Below are 22,814 nucleotides of genomic sequence, written 5' to 3'. Positions count from 1 at the left end.
GTGTGCACAGGGCGCACAAAGCGAAAGAGGTTGAGATGGATACAGTGGTATGGGTACTCATTAGCACTGCACTAGTGCTGCTTATGACCCCCGGTTTGGCATTCTTTTACGGTGGACTCGTCAAAGAGAAGTCAGTAGTCAGCATGATGATGATGAGCTTCGGAGCTCTCGGCCTTGTTGCCGTTCTCTGGATCCTCATCGGCGCGAACATGAGCTCGATCGATGGTTCGGTCTGGTCGTTCTCGGGCAACCCGTTCAGCAACTTCGGTCAAGAAGGTGTCGCGGGTAGCGACCTGCTCTTCGTGGCCTTCGGCGGAACTTTCGCGATCATCACCACTGCGCTCATCTCGGGTGCCATCGCTGACCGTGCACGCTTCGGCCCGTGGATGATCTACACCGGTGTCTGGGCAACGCTCGTCTACTTCCCCGTTGCTGCTTGGGTATGGGGCGGAGGGTGGATCCAGAACCTCGGAGACATTCTCGGCGGCCTCCCGGCAGTGATTGACTACGCCGGCGGTACCGCAGTTCACATCAACGCTGGTGCCGCTGCTCTTGCTCTCGCCCTGGTCCTTGGCAAGCGTGTTGGCTTCAACAAGAGCATCACGCAGCCTCACAATGTTCCCCTGGTTCTGATTGGTGCGGCACTGCTCTGGTTCGGCTGGTTCGGATTCAACGCCGGTGCCGCTAGCGATCCTGATGAGGCTGGCCTGATTGTGTTCAACACGCTCGCCGCTCCCGCCGCCGGTATCCTCGGCTGGATCGTCGTGGAGAAACTGCGCACGGGTAAGGCCACCGCCGTCGGTGCTGTCTCCGGTGTTGTCGCCGGCTTGGTTGCGATCACCCCGGCCTGTGCCAACCTGACTCCGGGCTGGACCTTGGTTTTGGGCGTCATCGCTGGTGCTGTGTGTGCCCTCGCTATCGAACTGAAGTACAACCTCGGCTTCGATGACTCGCTCGATGTTGTGGGGCTCCACCTCGTCGCTGGTGTCATCGGAACGCTGTACCTCGGCTTCTTCGCCACCGACACCGGACTTCTCGTTGGTGGAGATGCTGGGCAGCTTGTTGTCCAGTCGATCAGCGTTTTGGCTGTAGCAGTCTTCTCGTTCGGAATGTCGTGGATCATCGCGACCGTCATCCAGAAGACCATCGGATTCCGCGTTACTTCTGAAGAAGAAATCGCCGGCATCGACCTCGCCGTCCACGGCGAGTCGGGTTATGCAATGCAGGCACGGGGAACCGTACCGGCCGAGTAGAGCCCACAACCTCGGGAGGGGCATGACTGTTATCGCAGTCGTGTCCCTCTTTTGGCGTTAACGAATTGCACGCTGGCCGGATGCTGCCGAGCCGAGCCGAGCCGAGCCGAGCCTTCCGTTACGGCTGCAGGCGCATCCGCTCCCAGCTGTCTGACGCAGAGCGCACAAAACGCACGCGGTCGTGCAGCCGGGAGCTGCGGCCTTGCCAGAATTCGATCGTGGAGGGCTCAACGACGAAGCCACCCCAGTCAGCCGGTCGAGGCACATCATGGCCCTCAAACTCGCTTTCGCACTCTCTCACGCGCTCTTCGAGCAGCATTCGGGATGCAATGGGTTGCGATTGTTCGCTGGCGTGTGCCGCGATTTGACTGCCTCGCGGGCGCGTGGCGAAGTACTGGTCTGACAGGGCTGCGGCGACGGGCCGGGCGATTCCTTGCACAAGTACCTGCCGGTGGATGGAGTACCACGGGAACACGAGCGCTGCCGCAGGGTTCGAGATGAGTTCGCGGCCCTTGATGGAGCTGTAGTTGGTGAAAAATTCGAAGCCGGCGTCGTCGATGGCGCGCAAGAGTACGGTGCGACTACTGGGGGAGCTGTTGGCAGCCACAGTAGAAAGCACCATCGCGTTGGGTTCGTAGACGTTTGCTTCGCTGGCGTTCGATAACCACAGCCGAAACTGTTCGATAGGGTCGGAGAGCACGTCTGAATCATTGAGCGGCAGTTGGCCGTAGTCGGTGTGTTGGCTCAATGGGTCAGACACGGTGCATCCTTTCGACAGCGTGCAGCAGCCCGCTGGTTAGTCTTCGTCTTCGATGAGTGCTTTGTTCTTGTCGGGGATGCCGTCTTCGTTCATGTCACGCTTGCGGGCGAGTCGGGAATCCCAACGCAGGCTGATTGCGGCGAGAATCGCGGCGATGGCGGTGCCAATGAGAATCGCCAGTTTGGCGCCGGTGGTGTGCTCGCTGTCGGGGAACGACAGCTCGGAGATGAGCAAAGACACGGTGAAGCCGATTCCGGTCAAGAATCCAATTGGCAACAGGTCGCGTAGTCCGATCGAGTCGGCGAGGCGGAATTTGGTCACCTTGGTGATCAGCGCTGTTGTGCCGAGCACTCCGATTATCTTTCCGACTACCAGTCCGATGATGATGGCGGCGACGACGGGCTGCACCAGTACGTCGCTGACGCTCTCGTCGCCACCGAGCGAAACTCCGGCGGCGAAGAACGCGAAGATTGGCAAGGCGATTCCGGATGATGTTGGGCGAACCGCATCATCGAAGGCGTGGGTTCGGGTGTCTTTCTCTCCGTGGACGAGTTTGGCCGGAACGGTGAATCCGAGCACCACGCCGGCAATCGTGGCGTGCACGCCAGAGTCATGCATGAATGCCCAAGCGATGAGCGCGAGCGGCACCAGTAGCCACCAGCGCGGCTTGCGTGAACGAACGACAACGGCGAAGAGCACGATCGCGATGAACGAGAACAGCAGCGAAAGCAGGTCGATGCTCTCGGTATAGAAGAGCGCAATGATGACGATCGCAAGGAGGTCATCGACGACGGCCATCGTGAGCAAGAAGGTGCGCAGCGCGCGGGGGAGGCCGCGACCGAAGATCGCGAGAATCGCTAAGGCGAAAGCTATGTCGGTTGCGGTGGGGATTGCCCAACCGCCGAGCGCGGAAGTGTCGCCCATCGTGACAACCACAAGAACGAACAGTAATGCGGGAAACAGCATCCCGCCGATTGCGGCGAAGACTGGCACGGCTGCTTCACGGGGTTTGCGCAGGCTGCCGGCCACGAGCTCTTGCTTGAGCTCGACGCCGACGACGAAGAAGAAGATCGCGAGCAGACCATCGGCGGCCCAGGTGGCAAGAGATAGGTCGAGGTGAAGGGCGGCGGGGCCAACAACAGTCTCGGCGAGCGCTGCGTACCCTTCACGCCACGGAGAATTCGCCCAAATGAGCGCGATCGCGGCAGCTACCATCAGCAGGATTCCACTGGTGGTCTCCATGGTGACCCACCGGCGTACACGCTTGCGGGGGCTCAGTTTCTTAGTGGATGTGGTCACAAAATTCCAGACGTTGAGGTTTGTCGGCAGGGTCGCCGACACAATCGCCGACCAGACTTCCCGGCACTCCACGAGCAATTCTACCGGGTCTCGTTTGGAGGTGGGTACGCGAATTGCGGGCCGATGGTGAGTGAATCGACGCTGGCTGCTCCCTCCATGGCGTATGAGAGTTGTCTCACAATCAGCGCTGTGGGTTGCCGACCACTCCGCACTAAGGGAGTGTGGGTTGTTCACTCGCTGAACTTGGAAGGACCAAATTATGCTCACACTCACCGATACAGCAACCACCGTTGTCAAGACGATTGTCGAACAAGATCCCAACACCGAAGCCACTGGTCTCCGTATCAATGGAGAACCTGGTGCCCCTAACCTCACGGTCGCCGTCGTTGCTGCCCCCGAGGCAGGAGACGCCGTAATTGAGGCTGAGGGCGCGCGCGTCTTTCTCGAAGAAAACGCTGCCATCGCTTTGAGCGATAAGACTCTGGATGCCGAAGTTGGCGAGAACGGCGCAGTGAACTTTGCTGTTGTCGACAAGGCCTAACTAGCAACCATCTGGTATTTCGCTAGATCGGGATTTGGCAGCGCACGGCTGCGCGGATCCTGCGTCTAGTAGCGGGCGAGAGCGTCAGCATCTCGAGCATGGGTTACCGACCGGCGGATGGCGTCTAACGCTTCCACTGGGTCAGTCTCAGCTTCGGCGATCATTAGCTGGCGCTCCGCCTCCGCTAGTCGGGTGCGCGCATTGGCGCTCACTCCACCACGCCCGACCAGTTCCCGCACTACGCCGATTTGGCTGCGGGCGGCGATCAGTGTTCCCCGGTACGCGGCGCGCGCATGATCGAAGCGCTGCTGCTGGTTGCGTGCCGTCGCTAGGGCACTATCTAATTCCGCACCGGCATCAGCCAGTTGCGTGAGTTGTCGAAACGGGTCACGCTGACTGTTGGGATCGACAGCCGTCGCCGCGAGTGCTGTTTCCCCGGCAGCTATCGCCGCCAGTATCTGCGCGCCCGTTGTGGGGTCGGGGGCTCGATCCACCGCGATCCGAGCTTCACGAAGATCACTCTCGCTCGTAGCTCGCAGTCGGCGCACAGCCACTTCGGCATCGCCCAACTCGGTCAATGCGATCGCGGATGTCGCTAGCAGCTGGTCTGCCCGGTGCAGCTGCGAGGCTGCCGCCTGCAAACGCTCGGCGACGGCGTTGACGCCGGTAGGGCTGATCTCGGGGGAGGCGTCATTCACGCCGTGCTCTGCTGAGGCAAGAAAGGTCTCTGCCTGAGTGAGCTGTTTCGTCACGACCGTGAGAACCGCCTCACCGTAGCGTTTCGTCGCCTCCTCCCGCTGCAGGAGCACCGCCGAGAGTTGATCGCGAAGCACCCCGAGTCGTGTGTGCAGTGCGCTGGCCGTGTGCCCAGCATCCACTTCGGTTCGTCGCCGTTCGGCAAATTCGCTATCGAACCGGTCAAGACTCGCCAATGCTTGGTTGCACAGTGCGACCATCTGCAGGGTGTTTCTTCGCCGCAGTTGTTCGGCATCGCTCGCCGCGGTGTCACGTTGCTGGCCTAGGCGAAACGCTTCTGTCAGTTTCAGCCGTGCCGTAGTGAGTGCGTCGCCAAAATCGCGCGCGCTCGCGACCCCAAATTGCGCGACCGCAAACCCCACCTCGTGCTCGGCTTCACGGAGCCGGTCATCTAATTTCACGAGCAACGCGGCCGCCGTGCTCTCGAGGGTCGCTTGCGAGGGTGTGCCACGGCTGGCACGATCACCCCCACGGCGAAAGAGGACAACGAACGCGGCAACGCCAAGCACAAGCACAAGAACAAGCAACGCGACGATGGCGATCGTCGTGCCGCGGGCTACGTCTACGGCAGCAGTGGCGACTACGAGGGGAAGATCGAAGGGCACCATGAGTCGTATTCTAGGGCCGTGTGCCGCAACAACTGGGGGTACGGCCAGCCATTGAGTCTGACGAAACTCGTGGTGGTTGCACCATTTTTTGCAGTTAGACGCTTAAGGTGGCGGTGTGTGGCGTGCAGATAAAGTTTCAGATGACTTCTCGGTTGACCCAGATTCGGTTGACGAGAACGTCGACGACGGTGAAAACGAGCACTCCCATCCCCATATTCAGGTAACAGCGCCTCACACGCTGAGTTTTGGTGAGCCGAACATCATGGCCGGAAACGTTGCAGAGCCCACGTGGACGCTGTGGCGTTCGCAATTGTCCGCACTGGGTGGCCAGTCGCCACTGTTGCATTTCGTAGATTCGCCGCGAACACGCGTCGAACTCTCTACGACGCATCCCGGCGGCCTCGCCCAGTTCATTACCGGCAAGCGCACCTTGCTCTCCAGCCTCATCCGTGACGATGTTGCGTTGCGATCGGCAAAGGTCGCCGCCGGCGCCGTCGCGGCGAAGGGGCTCGAGCTGTCAACGGCTCGCGGAATCGATTCGGTGCACTTGGGTATCGGCATTGCGCGGTGGAACCACGAGGACGTCGAATACTGCGCCCCGGTGTTATTGCGCCCCCTCGCCATCCGTCGTCATGGTCGTGACTTTGAGCTCAAGCTGCGCGGTGCTGCCTACCTCAATCCAGAACTCGCTCGTGCTCTCGACGAACAATTCCATTTGCGTCTTGATTCCCAATCGTTTGTTGCTCTCGCGGATGCCGATGGCACGTTCAAGCCGAACCCGGTCATTGATCGCCTGCGCGGCCTCACCTCGCACCTCTCGAACTTTGCGGTAAGTCCTCGCTTGGTGGTGTCGTCGTTTGCTGATGTCGCTCCGGGTATGACTGACGACGCTGCTGAGCTGAAGAACCCGATCTTGGATGCGCTGGCGGGTAACACCGCGGCAGCGTGGACCATCAAGGAGGGTTACTCTCCCGTTCCGGCACTCTCGGCCGATCAACGCTCGCCGCAAACCGATAACCTGCTGCTCGATGCAGATGCCGAGCAAGAAAACGTTATCGCCCAGATTGGGGCCGGCAACTCGCTGGTGGTGCGCACCCTGCCGGGTACTGGCGGAACGCAAACCATCGTTAACGCGGTCGGTGCTCTGGTTGCGCAGAACAAGCGCGTTCTTATCGTGACTCCACGTCGTGCGTCACTGCATTCGATCGCTGACCGCTTCGGCGATATTGGGCTTCCCGGTCTCGCGGTCGCCCCGCGCACTCTGCGTCGCGACATCATTCGCTCAATTTCTCGCAGCGAGAAGGCCACGCATCCTCAGATCGAAGACGTGGATGACGCCCTGCTGCGTCTGCGCAAGATCATGCTCGACTACCGCGGGTCGATGTCGGTTGCCGATGATGTTCTCGGTGTCTCGGTTCTCGATTGTGTTTCCGAGCTCAGCCGTTTGGCGTTGTTGCCGACCCCGCCATCGACGACTGCTCGCCTGTCGCGCGAGGCTGTAGAGAAGCTCGCGAAGGATCGTAGCTCTGCTACCGGCGTGATCATTGCTGCTGCCAAGCTTGGCGAGTTCAAGTACGGTCCCGGCGATTCACCTTGGTACGGCGCGCAGTTTGCCAATGGCGGCGAAGCGCTTAAGGCACACGAGATCGCGAAGCGCGTCAACGGTCAGCTCTCTGAGCTGTTGGATGTCGCGAACCGTCTGGTGTCAAACACTCGGATGCGTCCCTTCCAGAGCATTGAAGAGTTGGGCGTGTATTTGCGCCTGCTCGTTGATCTTCGGGAGACTCTCGACCGTTTCGTTCCGACGGTGTTCGATCGGGCGATCACGGAACTCATTGCGGCAACAGCACCGCGTCGTGATTTTCCCGATATGACGAATTCCAATCGTCGTCGGCTCAAGAAGCTTGCGCTCGAGTACGTGCGTCCTGGTGTGCGCGTCAATGACATGCATGCCGCGCTCATGCGCATCCAAAAGCAGCGTGTGCTGTGGCACCGTTTTGTGGCTGAGGGCGCTAGCCCGGCCGTGCCGGTCGGAATTGGCGAAGTTCAGCGTTCGTACCAGCAGGTGTCAGAAGATCTCGGTGCTCTCGACATTCCGTTGGGGATCGCCGACACCCACGTCAAGCTCTCCGCCTTGCCGATTCCCTTCTTGATTGACAAAGTTTCGGCGCTCGCCGCCGAGTCTGATGTGCTCAATAACCTGCAAGAGCGCACGGCGCTCATGGGCAGCCTGCGCGATCTCAAACTCAATCCTCTGATCGATGATCTGGCGAAGCGCCATGTTCCTGAAGATCAGGTAGCGGCGGAGCTCGAGCTTTCGTGGTGGAAGTCAGCGCTCGATTCCATGCTCGAGCTGGATCGCGCTCTGCTCAATGCCAACACTTCGGTTGTTGACCGGCTAGAAGCAGACTTCCGCCTCGTTGATGAAGCGCATGCCTCTGCCAACGCCAAGCAGTTGTCATGGCAGATCGCGGAAAACTGGAAGATCGGGCTTGTCGATTGGCCAGACGAAGCGAGCGCCCTCAAGCGCGCGCTCTCCAAAGAGCGCCTTACCTCGTTCGACGTGCAAACCTCAGCGCCCCACCTCTCGCGCACGATCGCGCCCGTCTGGCTTGCCTCGCCCTATGAGATCGATACCGTCGTCGACACCATGCCGTTCGACACGGTGTTTCTGGTGGATGCCGGCGCGATGACCATCGCAGAAGTGGCCGGAGCAATCCGCCGCTCGAAGCAAGTCGTTGTTGTCGGTGACCCTGTCATCCAGTCGCCGACCCCGTTCGAGATCGCGGTGCGCGATGCGACTGTGGATGCGCCGCCGCCGATCGATGATGAGGTGCGCGAGGCTCTCGTTGAAGATTCGGCCTTTGCTCGTCTCAGTGCCCTGCTGCCGACTCTCACGTTGACGCGAAGCTACCGCCCCGGCGGCGAAGAACTTGCTGAGCTCGTCAACCGCCGTTTCTACGACGGTCAGATTGAGTCATTGCCGTGGGCGGGAAGCTTCCTCGGCCACGGCAGTCTCGCCGTCAGCTACGTCAAAGACGGCGTCGGTATGCCCGACCCTGACTCTGGTGCGGTCGAAAGCCCTGACGCTGAGGTCTCTCGCGTCGTCGAACTCGTTCTGGACCATGCCACTAAGCGCCCGCAAGAGTCGCTCATGGTGATTACGGCAAGCCCGCTGCACTCGGTGCGGGTTATGCAGTCAGTGTTGGATGCTGTGAGCCGCCGTCGCCCCGAATTGCTCGATGTCATCATCGGCGATCGTGCCGAACCGTTCACGGTTACTACGATCGATCAGGCTGTGGCCCAAAGCCGTGACCGGGTCATTTTCTCTATTGGATACGGCCGCACGCCGCACGGTCGCGTGCTCTCTGACTTCGGTTCCTTGGGTGAGCCCGGGGGAGAACGACTGCTCGCTGTCGCTATGACGCGTGCTCGTCGCTCGCTCGAGATTGTGACGTCGTTCCGTTCAGAAGACCTCGACGATGGTCGCATGAAGCACGGTGCTGTTGCCCTGGCCGAGGTGCTCGACGAAGTGGATGCCCGCTACGCCGAAGTTCCGGTGCCCGACGATAGCGATCCGATGCTCGTGGATTTGGCGCGTCGCCTAGAAAAGCGCGGTCTACGGGTTGCTCTCGGTCACCGCGGCAAGCTGGGGCTCGTTGCCTCCCGCGGCGGTCGTTGCGGAACCATCGAAACCGATGCCATGGTGCACGAGTCAAGCTTGCGTGAATCGTTGCGCCTGCGCCCAGAGTTGTTGCGTCGCCTCGGCTGGCACTACTTGCGTGTGCATGCTTTCGAACTCTTCAGCGACCCCGATCAGGTTGCCGATAAGGTGGCCCGGATGCTCGGAGCAGAGCCTGCACCCACTACTGAGCCGATTACGATCATCCCCACCACTCGTCCCGAGCAGTAACTCGTGAGTGGCCCTGACGGCTCTCCGCGGAGTGAGCAGAATAACGAGCACGTTGCCGATGCGGCTAACGAGCCGCTGACGAAACCACACGCTCGCAAACGCCGCCGGGTATCAACCGAGCCACCTCAGGGCTCTGACCCTCATCCCACCGGCGAGCCGGAACGTTATCTCGTTGACGAAAACGACGAGCGGCTTAAGGGCGACAAACCTCCGCATTGGGGGTAGTGCCTTGGCCGCCCGTCGACAGTTCGGGGGCTACGGGGTAGCGGCGAGTAACTAGCTCTTTTGTACCGCGAGAAGGTCGCGGATCTGAACAAGCAACTCGGCTTCAGTTGGTCCGGCTTCTGGCTCGACGACGACAGGCTTGCGAGCGTTGGCAAGCTTGTTCGCGTAGTTCATCGGCGCGACGATTGCGAAGTACACGACGACAGCGATGAGCAAGAACTGGATGATGGCCGCGATTACGGCGCCGAAGTAGATGACGGCATCCTCACCGCCAGCGTTGGGAATGGCTACCGGCAGTGCTTTGGCAAGGTTCTCGGCATTGAAGAGTGCTCCGATGAGGGGGTTGAAGACTGCCTCGACGATCGTGTTGACGACTGCGGTGAATGCAGCGCCAATGACCACCGCGACGGCAAGGTCAATGACGTTGCCGCGCAAAATAAAGGCCTTAAATCCGCTTAACATTTGGTGCTCCTTCTCGTGGGGGATGCGTCAACTATGACGCTTTTGCCGCCGAAGAAGAAGAGGCTGGCGAGGAAGACGACGAAGTTGAGCCAGAGGAAGACCCGGAGGAAGACCCAGAGGACGACCCGGATGAGCCGGAGCCTGAAGCCCCCGAACTTGATGATCCCGACTCCGACGAACTGCTTCCGGAGGAGCTCGATGACGAGTCTGAAGACCCCTTGCTTGGCGACGATTTACCCGACGAACTCGAGTCGCTTGAGCTTGTCGTGGCGCGGGAATCGTTGCGGTAGAAGCCGGAGCCGTTGAAGGTCACACCGACTGCCGAGAACACCTTGCGGAGTTTTCCTTGGCAAGTTGGGCACACCGTAAGCGAGTCATCGGTGAATGACTGCTGAATATCGAAAGCGTTGTCGCATTCGGTGCAGCGGTAAGAGTAAGTAGGCACTAGATCCTTAGTTGTGCTCGGTAATGGTCACAATTCCCGAGGGAGTGACTATGCCATTGACAGGTTGGTCATGAATTTCTGTAGGAACAGCATCCACGAATTCGCTTTCAAAGATCACGGCGTAGATGGGGGGCTTGGTCTCCATGGAGCCGAGCGTCTTATCGAAGTAGCCGCGGCCCCAGCCCATGCGCATGCCGGTGCGGTCTACAGATGCCGCGGGCACAATGATCAGGTCGACGTCGTTGATGGCGATTGGGCCGAGAACTTCACTCGTGGGAGCTGGCATTCCAATGAGGTCGTTGTCTTCTTCTTCGCCGTCATAGGGTGCCCAGTCGAGCAAGCCATCGGCGCGGGAGATGGGGAGCAGAACACTGATGTCGTGTTCGCAAGCCCAACGGAGAAAACCGCGAGTTTGGGGTTCGTCAGTGGTTGAGAGGTAAGCGGCGACCGATTTCGATTCAAGCCGGGTAGCGAGTTCGATAAGGTTCGCGGTCACCCCCGCTTCAGATTCTTCCCGCTCTTTGGCGGTACAGATGCGGCGGCGTTCGCGTAATTCGGCCCTAAGTGCACGTTTATCGTGACTGACGTCGTCGGTCATATTCACCATTCTACGAGACTGGCCGACTACCCTGTACCCATGGCTACGAAGATTACTAAAGCGGTTATTCCTGCTGCAGGTCTGGGCACACGATTTCTTCCGGCAACGAAAGCTATGCCGAAGGAGATGTTGCCGGTTGTTGATAAACCGGCGATCCAATATGTCGTTGAGGAGGCGGTTGCCGCTGGCCTCACTGATGTGTTGATGATTACGGGGCGGAATAAGAACGCTCTCGAGAATCACTTCGATCGAATGACCGAATTGGAGTCAACTCTTCAGCGAAAGGGCGACACTGATCGCCTGCACAAAGTCGAGTTCTCGAACGACCTCGCTGACATGCACTACGTGCGCCAAGGAGATCCTCGCGGACTCGGTCACGCTATCCTTCGCGCAAAAATGCACGTCGGGCGAGAGCCTTTCGCCGTTCTGCTCGGTGACGACCTCATCGATGAGCGTGACGTATTGCTCTCTCGTATGTTGGAAGAGCAGTCCGGGCGCAATGCCACAGTGATTGCGCTCATGGAGGTTGATCCTGCCCTGAGCCACATGTACGGCATCGCTACGGTCGAACCCACCGACGATGACGACGTTGTGCGTATTACAGGATTAGTTGAGAAGCCGGCTCAGGGCACGGCCCTGTCGAATCTGGCCATCATCGGTCGCTATGTTTTGCGTCCCGAGATCTTTGACATTCTTGAGCGCACCGATCCTGGTAAGGGCGGCGAAATCCAGCTAACGGATGCACTGCAAGAGATGGCAGAGAACGATATTGCTGGCGGTGTCTATGGTGTCGTGTTCCGCGGCCGCCGCTATGACACCGGTGACCGCCTCGACTACATCAAGGCAATTGTGCAGCTCGCGGTTGAGCGTGAAGATTTGGGCCCAGACTTGCGCCCGTGGCTCAAACAGTTCAGCGCACAACTGGACTAGCGGGTGGCGTTTGGCATTCCGACGCTCAGCGACGGAGACACAACTATTCGCCCCATTCGGGTGCGAGACGCACGAGCGTTAGAGCACGAACTTCGCGATAACCGCGGTTGGCTACGCCAGTGGGAGGCCACGAGCCCGATTGGGCCGTCGTCTTTTGATGTGAAGTCGAGCATCCGGGGTTTGCTGCAGCAGTCTCGGGTCGGAGCAGGTCTACCATTCGTGATCGAGCACGCCGGTGAGATCGCCGGACAGCTCAACGTGTCATCGATCACTTATGGCTCGCTTGCCTCCGCCACGATCGGCTACTGGGTTTCTGAGCGTTTCGCTGGCAAAGGACTTACGCCGACCGCTGTCGCGCTGGCTACTGATTTCTGCTTCTTTCAGCTCGGATTGCACCGCATGGAGATCTGCATCCGTCCCGAGAACGGTCCAAGCTTGCGCGTCGTTGAGAAGCTGGGGTTCCGGTATGAAGGGCTGAGGCGTCGCTTCATCCACATCGATGGCGATTGGCGCGACCATTTTTGTTTCGCTCTCACGGTAGAAGAGTTGCCTCAGGGAGTCTTGCGTCGCTGGCGCGCGGGTGACGTTCCCGAAGAGGACGCCCATATTCCGACAGCGGATCGCACGCGGGCAGCAAATCCGCTGATCCTGCGTCGCCGTTAGCGTTCACTTTCGCGAGCCGCCGAGATAGGCTCGGGCAATTCTCAGCATCTTTTGATTTCACTGCCGCGTGCCGACAGCGTGTCTTGCGCGGATGCTCGTACCGTATAGCCATGGAATTCACCAGTATCGGCGGCGGCGTGATGATCGCGCTCGCCGCTGGGCTTTGGCTGGTATACCTCGTTCCCAACTGGTTTAAGAACCGCGAATACTTGGCGACGGAACGCAATGCCGTTCGATTGCAGCAGACCATTCGTGTTCTGGCGCAAACGTCAGAGCTGCCAGAGGAGGTGCGCGCCGAAGCTGTTGCTCGTCGTGCCGCCGAGCTCACGAAGGCGCGAGCGCTGCAAGGCCCCGTCGCTGTCGGTCGCGCGGTTGTTCCTCCTACCCGCGAGCAGGTGCTTGCACTCTCGGCTCGCCGCCTTCGCCGCACCCGCGCTTTCACGGCGCTGGTGCTCGTCGCGAGCATCGCCGTTGTCGGCGTTCAGCTCTCACTAATTGTTGCGGCCGGTGCCGCCATCGCGTCCGGCGCCTGGGTAGTTCTCACAACAGCAACGATCGCGGGAATCAGCGCAAGCGCATGCTCTCGCGGCTCGCAGAGCGCTCGCGCGCTCGACGGGACGATATTGCTCCCGCAACGCGCACGGCGGCTCCACAGCGGCGCATAGTGCTCTCCTCGGACGCTCCCGTCGAGAATGTCACCGCTAAGGTCAGCTGGACCCCGGTTCCTGTTCCCAAACCTATGTACTTGACGCGCAGCAACGCTCCAGCAGCAGCACTCGCTGCGGCACGTCACGCGGGCGAAATCGATACCGAGCTACGCCAGGCCGCCGAAGTCGCCGAGCAGGCGCTGCGCGCTAACGCCGCGGCGATGGCCTCGGCAACGCGAGAAGCAGAGCTGGCCCGCGAAGCCAAGCTCGCTCCGGCCAAACCTGTTGAGGCTCCAGCTCCTGTCGTCCCCAACCGTTTTGCGGGAATGGGTATCATCGACGTTGACGACCGAGCACCAGACCTCAACGCCGCGCTCGCTCGTCGTCGACGCGCCAGCTAGCCCTCGCGCTCAGAAGTGAATCCGCGCTATTCGATTTTCGCGGCTCGCACTGAGTGTTATTGTTGGTTCTGCAGTACGGGCCCTTGGCGCAGTTGGTAGCGCGCCTCGTTCGCATCGAGGAGTCAGGAGTTCAAATCTCCTAGGGTCCACCACTATAAAGGCCGCACCGCTCATCGTTTCGACGAGGTGTGCGGCCTTATGAGCTTCTCAGGATGCGCGTAGGCGACCTAGTCGGCGATATTGAGAAGCAAATGCCCCGATGACACCGTGAGACCGACGCTCGCGTTCATCGTCGCGATTACTCCGTCTTTGTGGGCGACGAGTGGCTGCTCCATCTTCATTGCTTCGAGCACGAGGATGAGGTCGCCCTTGACGACCTTGTCGCCCTCGGCAACCGCGACCTTCACGATCGTCGCCTGCATCGGGGCCTTCACCGAGTCACCGGTGATGGTGTTGACGCTGGATGCGGCGCGACGCTTGGGAGCGGCCGACAACGTTGCGCCGGTAGAGGTACTCGGTACGAGCTTCGATGGCAGGTTCACTTCGACGCGCTTGCCGCCAACCTCGACGACAACGTTGTGGCGGGCGACGGCGGGAGTCTCGTCCGCCAACGATCCGGTCCAGGGCTCGATGTCGTTGTCGAAGTCCGTTTCGATCCAGCGAGTGTAAATCGTGAATGGTTCGCTCGTGAAGGCAGGATCGCGCACGATCTTGCGGTGGAACGGAAGCACAGTGGGAAGTCCAGCAACCTCGAACTCGTCAAGGGCGCGCCGTGAACGCTCTAGGGCATCCTCGCGGCTCGAGCCGGTAACGATGAGCTTGGCTAGCAGCGAATCGAAGGCACCGCTGATCTCGTCACCAGTGGTAACACCACTGTCGACCCGAATGCCGGGGCCGCCTGGCATGCGAAGAACGTGCACGGGGCCGGGGGAGGGCATGAAGTTGAGCCCGGCATCCTCACCGTTGATGCGGAACTCGAAGGAGTGACCGCGCGGGATGGGGTCGTCGTAATCGAGCACTCCACCCTCAGCGATTCGGAATTGCTCGCGAACGAGGTCGATGCCGGTGACTTCTTCAGACACGGGGTGCTCAACCTGCAGGCGGGTGTTTACTTCGAGGAACGAAATCGTGCCGTCTTTGGCAACCAAGAACTCGCACGTGCCAGCACCGAGGTAACCCACCTCGCGCAGAATCGCCTTCGACGACTCGTAGAGCGCTTTGTTCTGCTCGTCGCTCAGGAACGGCGCTGGCGCCTCTTCGACGAGCTTCTGGTGGCGGCGCTGCAGCGAGCAATCGCGGGTCGAAATCACCACAACGTTGCCATGGGCATCCGCGAGGCACTGGGTTTCAACGTGACGGGGCTGGTCAAGGTACTTCTCTACGAAGCACTCGCCGCGACCGAACGCGGCAACAGCCTCACGCGTTGCGGAATCAAATAGCTCAGGAATCTCTTCGCGAGTGCGGGCAACCTTCAGGCCACGGCCGCCGCCGCCAAACGCTGCCTTGATAGCAACCGGGAGGCCATGGATGTCGACAAAGTCGAGCACTTCCTCGGCGCCCGAGACAGGGTTCAGCGTGCCAGGGGCTAGAGGGGCGCCCACCTTCTCGGCGATGTGGCGCGCAGAAACCTTATCGCCCAACTTCTCGATGGCTTCAGGCGAAGGGCCAATCCAGATGATGCCAGCGTCAATGACGGCGCGAGCAAACTCAGCATTCTCTGCCAAGAAGCCATAGCCGGGGTGAATTGCGTCAGCACCAGACCGGCGAGCGATCGACAAAATTTTGTCGATGACCAGATAAGTCTCCGCACTTGTCGAGCCGTCGAGGGCATAAGCCTCGTCAGCGAGCTTCACGTGTCGAGCATCCCGATCCTGATCGGCGTACACCGCCACAGAACCAATGCCACTGTCTTTAGCTGCGCGGATAACGCGGACGGCGATCTCACCGCGGTTGGCGATGAGCACCTTAGTAATTCGAGCCATAGTGACCTAGCTTATGGGGATAAGGGCCGAAGCCTTGGGGCGAAGCGCACAAAAATATGCGCCAAGCACTGTGAATGCCTACAGAGAGGGGCGATCAATGTTCCAGAGATCAGTCCACTCGGCACCTAAGTCGCGCATGAGCTGACGAACGAGCGAAACAGAAAGCCCGACTACGGCGTGCGGATCTCCGTCAATGCGCTCGATGAATGCAGCGCCGAGGCTGTCGATGGTAAATGAACCGGCAACCTTCAATGGCTCACCCGTCGCAACATAGGCGTCAACTTCGGCATCCGAAATGTTGGAGGCGAACGTCACACTCGCGCTCGACACGGCACCCGTCGCGCCACGGAGCTCGCCGCCCCGGTAATCGATAAGCCAATGCCCCGAGTGCAAAACTCCGGTACGGCCACGTTGCGCGTGCCAACGCTGCCGCGCAATTTCCGGCTCGTGAGGTTTTCCGAATAATTCGCCATCCAATTCGAAAGCCGAATCTCCCCCCAGGATGAACCCGTCAATGGGCTGCCCGTTGACTGGTGAATCAACCACCGCTTCCGCCTTCGCTCGCGCTAACAACTCAACAAGGGCGGGGCCATCAAGGGGTCCAGGGGCTGCCGCTGCCACCGCATCTTCGTCGACACCAGAGGCCAAAAGGATCGGGTCAACACCGGCAGCACGAAGCGTTGCGAGGCGTGCTGGGGAGGTGGACGCAAGATAAAGGCGCACAAGGCTCCTATGCTCAAGGGATGGGTGAATGGCTTGGCAAAATGATCGAAGTAGACGTTACCAACATTGCGCACGGGGGTGTCAGTGTTGCACGTCACGATGGTCGTGTCGTTTTCGTCTCTGACGCGATCCCCGGTGAGCGAGTGCTTGCGCGTGTAACCGACGACAAAAAGAAATCCTTCTGGCGCGCAGAAACGGTGAAAGTAATCACCGCGAGTGAGCACCGCCGAGACCACGTGTGGTCAGCGGCGAGCATCGACCGTGATCCCGATAATCGCGCGGGCGGTGCCGAATTTGGTCACATCGAACTCGGTCAGCAGCGGGCCCTCAAAGCTCAGATTCTCAGTGAATCACTCGAACGAATGGCTGGCCTCACACTCGCGCCCCTCGTAGAAGCCGTTCCCGGCGACGACGACCGCAATGGACTCGGATGGCGCACCCGCGTCAGCCTCCACGTCGACGAACACGGCAACGTTGGCCCATTCGCGGCTCGCTCTCACCACGTCGTCTCCGTTGCCGACCTACCGTTGGCAACCCCAGAACTTTCGGCCGGAGCCCCGCTCAGTCAAAACTTTGACGGCTTCGATCGCGTAGACGTTCTCAACCCCAGCAGTGGGGGAGTTCGCCTCATCATGGGCAAGCAAAAGCCACAAGTGATCACCGAAATTGTGGGAGAGCGCGAGTTTTCGCTGCTCGACTCCGGGTTCTGGCAAGTGCATCATGGCGCCGCCCAAGTATTGACGACGGCCGTGCAAGAGGCCATCAACCCAGAATTGTTTGACCCTGCAGCATCCAACTTGGATCTCTACGGTGGTGTCGGTCTCTTCGCCGCAGCGGTGGGAGACAAGTTCGGTGCCGCAACCAAGATCACGACGGTTGAAGCCGAGTCCTCCGCTACCGATCACGCCGCCAAGAACCTCTCAGAGTGGTTGGGAGCCCATGCGGAGACAGGACGCGTCGACCGCTGGCTACGTCAACTCGTCACCAATGCGACCGCCACCGAGCGCGCCCGTCTCGAACGTGCCACGATCATTCTCGATCCGCCACGCTCAGGTGCGGGACGTGAAGTCGTCGAACTGGTCGGGGTCGCCAAGCCAGCCCAAGTGATCTATGTGGCGTGCGACCCGGTGGCATTCGCTCGGGATGTCGCATTCTTTGGCGAGCAGGGCTACACCTTGAGCGCGGTTCGAGCCTTCGATCTCTTTCCGCACACCCACCACGTAGAGGCAGTGGGAACGTTCACGCGCAACTAAGCGCGCGTGTTCGCCTGATTCGAGCGTGATTTTGCCTTAATCACACTACGATGGGGGACAGAAACTCAGGAGGACGCCACATGGCCCAGACAGAACCATCCGGGACAGCAGCGCCCAGTGAAAGCGCCAATGGCGGGATCGCCGTTGCTGTAGTCGATGACCACGAATCCGTTCGATTAGGCCTCAAAGCCGCGTTTATCGATGAAGGCTACGACTTCGTTCTCGCCGCCGCTACGGTCAAAGAGCTCGTTGAGGGTCTCAATGGTCGCGAAGTAGATGTTGTTGTTCTTGACCTTTCGCTCGGCGACGGCTCGACGGTCACCGACAACGTGAAGAACGTTCAAGCTACAGGATCAGCCGTTCTGGTTCACAGTATTGCCGACCGCGTCGCGAGTGTTCGTGAAGCCCTCGCCGCCGGCGCCGCTGGTGTTATCCCCAAGTCTTCCGCTACCAAAACTGTTCTTGCTGCGGCAGCGACGGTTGCGCGCGGCGATGTTCTCAACAACCTCGAATGGGCTACCGCGATCGACGCCGACCGCGACTTCTCCAAAGCACAACTGGGTCGTCGTGAACGTGAGATTCTTCACCTCTATGCTTCGGGCTTGCCGCTCAAACTTGCGGCGCAGCAACTCGGTATTGGTTACTCGACTGCTCGGGAATACCTTGACCGCATCCGCGTGAAGTATGTCGAAGTTGGGCGCCCCGCCCCGACCAAGGTTGATCTTTTGCGTCGCGCCGTTGAAGACGGAATTCTTCCGGGACTGGATTCGGAAGGCGGCGATGGCCACTAGCCTCGTCGCATCGCGTCAACCGCCATCGGCAAAGCAGCCGCGCAATCCGATCAGCCGTAAACAGGTTGAGCGGGTAATTTCGCGCTCGGTTGCGGTGAGCGGGATAGTTTTCGGTGCTCAGACTGTGCCATGGCTCACAAGCCAAATGCACGAGGCGCAACCATGGTGGCTGTGGGTTTTTGTGCCTGCCCTTTTCGGCATGCTGATTCTTGTCGTTATTCTGTCGTTCGCGAACCGTGGGGTGCGGGTGATCCATGGAACGTTCGCCATTGTTTACGCTCTGGCGTTGTTGAGTTGGCCATTCACTGTGCTTCCAGGTGTTGAGATCTTCAACGGAATCCACTGGCTCAACTACCTGCTCACTGTTGCGACGGCGATGGCTTCGATAGCCTTCAGCAGAGTAATCGCAACCGCCTACCTTTTTGCGGCGCCGTTCGTCTATTTCGTGGTGCGAACTTTGCCTGTCGGTGGCAGCGCACCCTGGCAGCTCGCATTGCTCGAGGCTGTCTACGCCCTTATCTTGGGCAGCGCCATCATGATCATCGTGACCATGCTCCGCCAAGCCGCGACCAACGTAGACCACGCTCAAGCCACTGCACTGCTGCGCTATGGCAACGCTGTTCGACAACACGCAACCGAAGTGGAGCGTGTGCAGGTTGATTCGATCGTGCACGACAGTGTGCTCACGACACTGATCTCAGCGGCACGTGCTTACAACCCCGAAGCGGAACGGCTTGCTGCGGTGATGGCAGGGAACGCCATCGGTCATTTGACGGAAGCTGCCGCGACCTCACCAGACGACATCTCCACGGTTCAAGCTACTGAGCTCGCGCAGCGCGTTGTTGCATCAGCCGACCTGTTGGCGGCAAACTTCACCTGCTCGGTTCGGAGCGTCGGTGCACGTTCGCTTCCCGCGGTCGCGGCTGAGGCCGTGCACTCTGCTGCGGTGCAGGCAATGGTAAACAGCCTCCAGCACGCTGGCGGATTAGACGTCAAACGCAGTGTCGTCGTGCGCGGCCTCGAGGGCAACGGAATCGAAGTTCTGGTAACAGACAGCGGTCGTGGCTTTGATCTCGATCATGTTCCTCAAGAGCGCTTAGGGGTGCGGGTTTCCATCGTCGAACGCGTATCAAACGCTGGAGGTCGCACGGCAGTAGCTTCAGTGCCGGGGGCCGGAACCGAAGTGTGCATTCAGTGGCCATACATCGATGATGCCGACGACCTAGCGAACATGGTTGATAGCGAAGAGGGTCTCCTGTGAACATCGGTGTACCGCGCTACCTCATTGTGGGCATGGCGGGGCTATTCTCCGCGTACCACATTCTTCTCGGGCTCTACACGTTAGATGTCCCTAATCATTCAGGGCCCGTTTTAGTGGCAATGGTGTTGTACGGCGTTGCCACAATTATCAGCCTTCTGCCATTCGGTCCAGTTCGGATGCCGATCTGGATGGCCTCGTTCAACTTCGCAACCGTGGTAGCAATAACGCTGCTAGTTGCGAACGAACTCGACTTCACTCGTGAAGGCGGCACTGGGTACGCCACGTGGTACGTCGCGGCCAGCGGCACCCTCCTCACGATCACATCTACCCGAGGGAGGCACACGTTCGCTTGGCTCGGAATCGGGTTTCTCGTCGCGCACACTTTCAGCCTTGGTCCGGTCGGCCCTGCCGGGCTCTTCAGCCTTGGAATCGTCGGCAGCGCATCCTGGGTTGCGGTGTCTCACGTGCTCAGTAGTGGTCTAGCGAAAGCCTCTAAGGATGCCCAGCGCTTCGTTCTTGCAGAACAAGAGGCCACCGACTGGCAAGCAGCCCAAGACGCTCACGTGCATGAGCGGCAGTTCCGTTTAGAGCAGACGGGAACAATGGCGTTGGCAATGCTCCAGCGGATCCAAGAGACCAACGGCGATCTCTCCGATGACGAGCGCCGAGAGTGTCTCAATCTTGAGGGCGCCATCCGAGACGAAATCCGTGGTCGCAAGCTGCTCAACGATGCTGTGCGCGATCAAGTGATGATCGCCCGGCGTCGCGGCGCAACCGTGACACTGCTCGATGAGGGGGGCATTGATGATCTCTCTGATGGGGATCTTGATCGGGTGCTTAATCGGCTAGCGCTCGCCATCCAGTCCACCAGCGCCGATAAAGTGATTGCCCGCACGGTTCCCGAGGGCTCTGATGTCGCGGTGACCGTTGTCGGGCTCCACAGCGCTGATGATGGCGAATCGAGTGCCCTTGGCTTGGACTCTCTCGAAGAGGATGTCGTCGATATTTGGCTGGAGATTCCGCGCGTCGATACCGCGAACGTCTAGCGCTAAAACTTAAACGCAAAAGAGCCGGAGTGGCTATAAGAAGCACTTCTCCGGCTCTTTGCTAAAACCCGGGTCAGGACGATAACCCGAATACCGTCCTGACCCGCCCCCAAAGAATTGGCCCGCTTACCCTAGTCGGCCAACCTTTGGCGGTGTAACTCCTATGGAGAGACACCTAGCACTTAATATTCTGCATCAAGAACGTGAAGAGCAAAGTCGGTTCTTTGGGGGACTCTCGGGGGACAATATTCGATAAACGATGAGAAATTCGCCGTCGTTCAGGGGAATTCAACGAATTCCGTGTGACGCAATTGGGGTACGACTTCGAAAAGGTCACTCTTTCGGCGGAATGAAGAACTTTAGCGCCGTGCGCTAGCGTTCCACGCTCCCGGGCCCGGATGCAGTGGTGTGCGAATGGGGCGCTGGCTGCGCGCCCACGCGCTTACCGGCGCCGACTCATCTTGGCCAGCGAGCTCGGCTGATTCCGCCAACGCCGCTCGTACCACCGCGGTAACGGCGGCGATCTCTTCTGGCGTGACATTAGGGGAGACGATGCGGATGTCTGCCGGCTCGTCGGGCGTCTCGTGGGCGTGCTTGCCGGTCACAGCGGAATGTTTCCGTGCTTCTTGGGCGGCATGCTCGCACGTTTGGTCCGAAGAGAGCGGAGTGCTTTCACTACCTGTACTCGAGTAGCGGCAGGCTCGATGACTCCGTCGAGCTCGCCGCGCTCAGCAGCCAAGAACGGGCTCGCAACGTTGTAGGTGTACTCGTTGGCTAGACGTGTGCGCACGGCAGCGACATCCTCACCAGCGGCCTCCGCGGCTTTGATCTCACCACGGTACAAAATATTGACAGCACCCTGGCCGCCCATGACAGCGATCTCAGCCGTCGGCCACGCGTAGTTGAGGTCGGCACCCAGCTGCTTAGATCCCATGACGATGTAGGCCCCGCCGTACGCCTTACGCGTGATGACCGTAACGAGAGGCACGGTTGCTTCGGCGTAGGCGTAAAGCAGCTTGGCGCCACGACGGATAACGCCGGTCCATTCCTGGTCAGTGCCCGGCAGGTAACCCGGGACATCCACGAGAGTCAAAATCGGGATGCTGAACGCGTCACAAAAGCGCACGAAACGTGAAGCCTTCTCGCCGGCCTCGATGTTCAGCGTGCCGGCCATGGCCTGCGGCTGGTTGGCGACGATCCCCACCGAGCGGCCCTCAACGCGGCCGAAACCGACCACGATGTTGGGGGCGAAGAGCGGCTGCGTCTCGAGGAAGTCACCGTTATCGACAATGTGCTCGATGATCGTCTTCACGTCATAGGGCTGGTTGGGGCTGTCAGGGATGATCGTGTTGAGCTTGCGATCCTCGTCCGTGATCTCCAACTCAACTTCGCTCTCGTAGATGGGAGCATCCGACATGTTGTTGTCTGGCAGGAAGCCGACGAGGGTGCGGGCGTAATCGAGGGCATCCGCTTCATCGCTGGCAAGGTAGTGGGCTACGCCAGAAACCTTGTTGTGGGTGAGCGCGCCGCCGAGCTCTTCCATTCCGACGTCTTCACCGGTGACAGTCTTGATAACGTCGGGGCCGGTCACAAACATTTGGCTGGTCTTGTCGACCATGATGATGAAGTCGGTAAGTGCGGGGGAATACACGGCGCCACCGGCGGCCGGGCCCATGATGATGGAGATCTGCGGGATAACACCCGAAGCTTGAGTGTTGCGGCGGAAAATCTCGCCGTACTTGCCGAGAGCAACGACGCCCTCCTGGATCCGAGCCCCGCCTGAGTCGAACATTCCGATGATCGGAACGCCCGTCTTCATTGCATGGTCCATGATCTTGATGATTTTCTCGCCAGCAACCTCGCCTAGCGAACCACCGAAGATGGTGAAGTCCTGAGCGTAGACCGCAACCTGGCGACCGTGAATCGTGCCGGTACCGGTCACAACAGCGTCACCATAAGGGCGTTTCTTCTCCATACCGAACGCGTGTGTGCGGTGGCGAACGAACTCATCAAGTTCGACGAACGAACCATGATCGAGCAACTGTTCGATGCGCTCGCGGGCGGTCATCTTGCCCTTGGCGTGCTGCTTTTCGATTGCCGCGTCTCCGCTGGCAGTCACGGCTTCGTGATAGCGGTTCTTGAGATCGGCGATCCGGCCGGCGGTCGTGAACATGTCTGGAGTCGTATTGTCTTCGGTCACTGTGTCACTTTACCTACCCGAGCGCCGCTTGTGTGGTTGGCGGAACCCACAAGTTTC

21 protein-coding genes and 1 tRNA gene are annotated in these 22,814 nt (G+C 59.8%); 12 read left to right on the top strand and 10 right to left on the bottom strand.

Features of this window, described 5'->3' with window-relative positions; genetic code table 11:
- Window positions 1-35: 35 nt before the first annotated feature.
- A complete protein-coding gene (locus ON14_RS04705) occupies window positions 36-1,253 on the top strand; it encodes an ammonium transporter (RefSeq protein ID WP_010203513.1) in 1,218 nt (405 codons plus the stop codon).
- Between the two features lie 118 nt (window positions 1,254-1,371).
- Here ON14_RS04705 and pdxH read toward each other — a convergent pair whose 3' ends face one another.
- A complete protein-coding gene (gene pdxH / locus ON14_RS04700) occupies window positions 1,372-2,013 on the bottom strand; it encodes a pyridoxamine 5'-phosphate oxidase (protein WP_010203512.1) in 642 nt (213 codons plus the stop codon).
- A gap of 36 nt (window positions 2,014-2,049) precedes the next feature.
- On the bottom strand, window positions 2,050-3,384 hold the full coding sequence (gene nhaA / locus ON14_RS04695) for a Na+/H+ antiporter NhaA (RefSeq protein WP_010203510.1): 1,335 nt from the start codon (window positions 3,382-3,384) through the stop codon (window positions 2,050-2,052).
- Window positions 3,385-3,571: 187 nt separating this feature from the next.
- Here nhaA and ON14_RS04690 point away from each other — a divergent pair, with 187 nt between their 5' ends.
- A complete protein-coding gene (locus ON14_RS04690) occupies window positions 3,572-3,853 on the top strand; it encodes a (Fe-S)-cluster assembly protein (RefSeq protein WP_010203508.1) in 282 nt (93 codons plus the stop codon).
- A gap of 65 nt (window positions 3,854-3,918) precedes the next feature.
- On the opposite strand, the gene ON14_RS04685 is transcribed toward ON14_RS04690, so the two are convergent.
- Window positions 3,919-5,217, bottom strand: coding sequence for a hypothetical protein (locus ON14_RS04685; protein ID WP_010203507.1), 1,299 nt, complete (start codon window positions 5,215-5,217; stop codon window positions 3,919-3,921).
- Window positions 5,218-5,332: 115 nt separating this feature from the next.
- On the opposite strand from ON14_RS04685, the gene ON14_RS04680 reads away from it, so the two are divergent.
- Window positions 5,333-9,130 (top strand): DEAD/DEAH box helicase, encoded by a 3,798-nt coding sequence (locus ON14_RS04680; protein WP_010203506.1) that lies wholly within the window; start codon window positions 5,333-5,335, stop codon window positions 9,128-9,130.
- A 276-nt stretch (window positions 9,131-9,406) separates the two neighbouring features.
- Here ON14_RS04680 and mscL read toward each other — a convergent pair whose 3' ends face one another.
- The 3 genes from mscL to ON14_RS04670 are packed head-to-tail and all read right to left on the bottom strand — an operon-like array spanning window position 9,407 to window position 10,860.
- Window positions 9,407-9,817: a large conductance mechanosensitive channel protein MscL gene (gene mscL / locus ON14_RS04675; protein WP_010203503.1), complete on the bottom strand. Its 411-nt coding sequence runs from the start codon at window positions 9,815-9,817 to the stop codon at window positions 9,407-9,409.
- 31 nt (window positions 9,818-9,848) lie between these two features.
- Window positions 9,849-10,262 carry an FmdB family zinc ribbon protein gene (locus ON14_RS15410; RefSeq protein ID WP_010203502.1) on the bottom strand — a complete coding sequence of 138 codons (414 nt, stop codon included), beginning with the start codon at window positions 10,260-10,262 and terminating at the stop codon, window positions 9,849-9,851.
- A gap of 7 nt (window positions 10,263-10,269) precedes the next feature.
- A complete protein-coding gene (locus ON14_RS04670) occupies window positions 10,270-10,860 on the bottom strand; it encodes a 5-formyltetrahydrofolate cyclo-ligase (protein WP_010203501.1) in 591 nt (196 codons plus the stop codon).
- Window positions 10,861-10,899: 39 nt separating this feature from the next.
- Here ON14_RS04670 and galU point away from each other — a divergent pair, with 39 nt between their 5' ends.
- The 5 genes from galU (at window position 10,900) to ON14_RS04650 (ending at window position 13,653) form a co-directional block, all read left to right on the top strand.
- Window positions 10,900-11,790 carry a UTP--glucose-1-phosphate uridylyltransferase GalU gene (gene galU, locus ON14_RS04665; protein WP_026037531.1) on the top strand — a complete coding sequence of 297 codons (891 nt, stop codon included), beginning with the start codon at window positions 10,900-10,902 and terminating at the stop codon, window positions 11,788-11,790.
- 3 nt (window positions 11,791-11,793) lie between these two features.
- Window positions 11,794-12,453: a GNAT family N-acetyltransferase gene (locus tag ON14_RS04660; protein WP_010203499.1), complete on the top strand. Its 660-nt coding sequence runs from the start codon at window positions 11,794-11,796 to the stop codon at window positions 12,451-12,453.
- 110 nt (window positions 12,454-12,563) lie between these two features.
- Entirely contained in the window at window positions 12,564-13,118 is a 555-nt protein-coding gene (locus tag ON14_RS15120) for a hypothetical protein (RefSeq protein ID WP_050993001.1), read from the top strand.
- Window positions 13,118-13,501, top strand: coding sequence for a hypothetical protein (locus ON14_RS15115; protein ID WP_050993000.1), 384 nt, complete (start codon window positions 13,118-13,120; stop codon window positions 13,499-13,501). The genes ON14_RS15120 and ON14_RS15115 overlap by 1 nt, the downstream gene beginning before the upstream one ends.
- 77 nt (window positions 13,502-13,578) lie before the next feature.
- Window positions 13,579-13,653: transfer RNA gene (locus tag ON14_RS04650), tRNA-Ala, on the top strand.
- A gap of 75 nt (window positions 13,654-13,728) precedes the next feature.
- Here the strand turns inward: ON14_RS04650 and ON14_RS04645 are convergent.
- Both ON14_RS04645 and ON14_RS04640 read right to left on the bottom strand, forming a co-directional pair.
- On the bottom strand, window positions 13,729-15,483 hold the full coding sequence (locus ON14_RS04645; protein ID WP_010203498.1) for an acetyl/propionyl/methylcrotonyl-CoA carboxylase subunit alpha: 1,755 nt from the start codon (window positions 15,481-15,483) through the stop codon (window positions 13,729-13,731).
- A gap of 78 nt (window positions 15,484-15,561) precedes the next feature.
- Window positions 15,562-16,206: a Maf family protein gene (locus ON14_RS04640; protein WP_010203496.1), complete on the bottom strand. Its 645-nt coding sequence runs from the start codon at window positions 16,204-16,206 to the stop codon at window positions 15,562-15,564.
- A gap of 20 nt (window positions 16,207-16,226) precedes the next feature.
- Here ON14_RS04640 and ON14_RS04635 point away from each other — a divergent pair, with 20 nt between their 5' ends.
- From ON14_RS04635 to ON14_RS04620, 4 genes are all read left to right on the top strand, one after another.
- Window positions 16,227-17,459 (top strand): class I SAM-dependent RNA methyltransferase, encoded by a 1,233-nt coding sequence (locus tag ON14_RS04635; protein ID WP_010203494.1) that lies wholly within the window; start codon window positions 16,227-16,229, stop codon window positions 17,457-17,459.
- Window positions 17,460-17,539: 80 nt separating this feature from the next.
- The gene (locus tag ON14_RS04630; protein WP_010203493.1) at window positions 17,540-18,250 is read left to right on the top strand and encodes a response regulator transcription factor; all 711 of its coding nucleotides are present in this window, start codon (window positions 17,540-17,542) and stop codon (window positions 18,248-18,250) included.
- Window positions 18,240-19,511: a sensor histidine kinase gene (locus tag ON14_RS04625; protein WP_010203491.1), complete on the top strand. Its 1,272-nt coding sequence runs from the start codon at window positions 18,240-18,242 to the stop codon at window positions 19,509-19,511. Before ON14_RS04630 ends, ON14_RS04625 begins: the two co-directional genes overlap by 11 nt.
- Window positions 19,508-20,557 carry a hypothetical protein gene (locus ON14_RS04620; protein ID WP_010203490.1) on the top strand — a complete coding sequence of 350 codons (1,050 nt, stop codon included), beginning with the start codon at window positions 19,508-19,510 and terminating at the stop codon, window positions 20,555-20,557. Before ON14_RS04625 ends, ON14_RS04620 begins: the two co-directional genes overlap by 4 nt.
- Window positions 20,558-20,916: 359 nt before the next feature.
- Here the strand turns inward: ON14_RS04620 and ON14_RS04615 are convergent, their stop codons facing one another.
- A complete protein-coding gene (locus tag ON14_RS04615; RefSeq protein ID WP_010203489.1) occupies window positions 20,917-21,162 on the bottom strand; it encodes an acyl-CoA carboxylase subunit epsilon in 246 nt (81 codons plus the stop codon).
- The gene (locus tag ON14_RS04610) at window positions 21,159-22,730 is read right to left on the bottom strand and encodes an acyl-CoA carboxylase subunit beta (RefSeq protein ID WP_050992999.1); all 1,572 of its coding nucleotides are present in this window, start codon (window positions 22,728-22,730) and stop codon (window positions 21,159-21,161) included. Before ON14_RS04610 ends, ON14_RS04615 begins: the two co-directional genes overlap by 4 nt.
- Between the last annotated feature and the right edge of the window lie 84 nt (window positions 22,731-22,814).

Source organism: Salinibacterium sp. PAMC 21357, assembly GCF_000247645.1.
Taxonomy (GTDB): Bacteria; Actinomycetota; Actinomycetes; order Actinomycetales; family Microbacteriaceae; genus Rhodoglobus.
Note: the sequence above shows the minus strand (reverse complement) of the source record. Positions and strands in the feature narration are given on the sequence as shown.

What these genes read in the sequence shown, in the direction of transcription:
- ON14_RS04685 (WP_010203507.1), bottom strand. Translation starts at nt 5,217, where the DNA reads ATGGTGCCCTTCGATCTTCCCCTCGTAGTCGCCACTGCTGCCGTAGAC.
- mscL (WP_010203503.1), bottom strand. Translation starts at nt 9,817, where the DNA reads ATGTTAAGCGGATTTAAGGCCTTTATTTTGCGCGGCAACGTCATTGAC.
- galU (WP_026037531.1), top strand. Translation starts at nt 10,900, where the DNA reads ATGGCTACGAAGATTACTAAAGCGGTTATTCCTGCTGCAGGTCTGGGC.
- ON14_RS04610 (WP_050992999.1), bottom strand. Translation starts at nt 22,730, where the DNA reads ATGTTCACGACCGCCGGCCGGATCGCCGATCTCAAGAACCGCTATCAC.
- ON14_RS04625 (WP_010203491.1), top strand. Translation starts at nt 18,240, where the DNA reads ATGGCCACTAGCCTCGTCGCATCGCGTCAACCGCCATCGGCAAAGCAG.
- ON14_RS04645 (WP_010203498.1), bottom strand. Translation starts at nt 15,483, where the DNA reads ATGGCTCGAATTACTAAGGTGCTCATCGCCAACCGCGGTGAGATCGCC.
- ON14_RS15120 (WP_050993001.1), top strand. Translation starts at nt 12,564, where the DNA reads ATGGAATTCACCAGTATCGGCGGCGGCGTGATGATCGCGCTCGCCGCT.
- ON14_RS04635 (WP_010203494.1), top strand. Translation starts at nt 16,227, where the DNA reads ATGGGTGAATGGCTTGGCAAAATGATCGAAGTAGACGTTACCAACATT.
- ON14_RS04705 (WP_010203513.1), top strand. Translation starts at nt 36, where the DNA reads ATGGATACAGTGGTATGGGTACTCATTAGCACTGCACTAGTGCTGCTT.
- ON14_RS04630 (WP_010203493.1), top strand. Translation starts at nt 17,540, where the DNA reads ATGGCCCAGACAGAACCATCCGGGACAGCAGCGCCCAGTGAAAGCGCC.
- ON14_RS04670 (WP_010203501.1), bottom strand. Translation starts at nt 10,860, where the DNA reads ATGACCGACGACGTCAGTCACGATAAACGTGCACTTAGGGCCGAATTA.
- ON14_RS04690 (WP_010203508.1), top strand. Translation starts at nt 3,572, where the DNA reads ATGCTCACACTCACCGATACAGCAACCACCGTTGTCAAGACGATTGTC.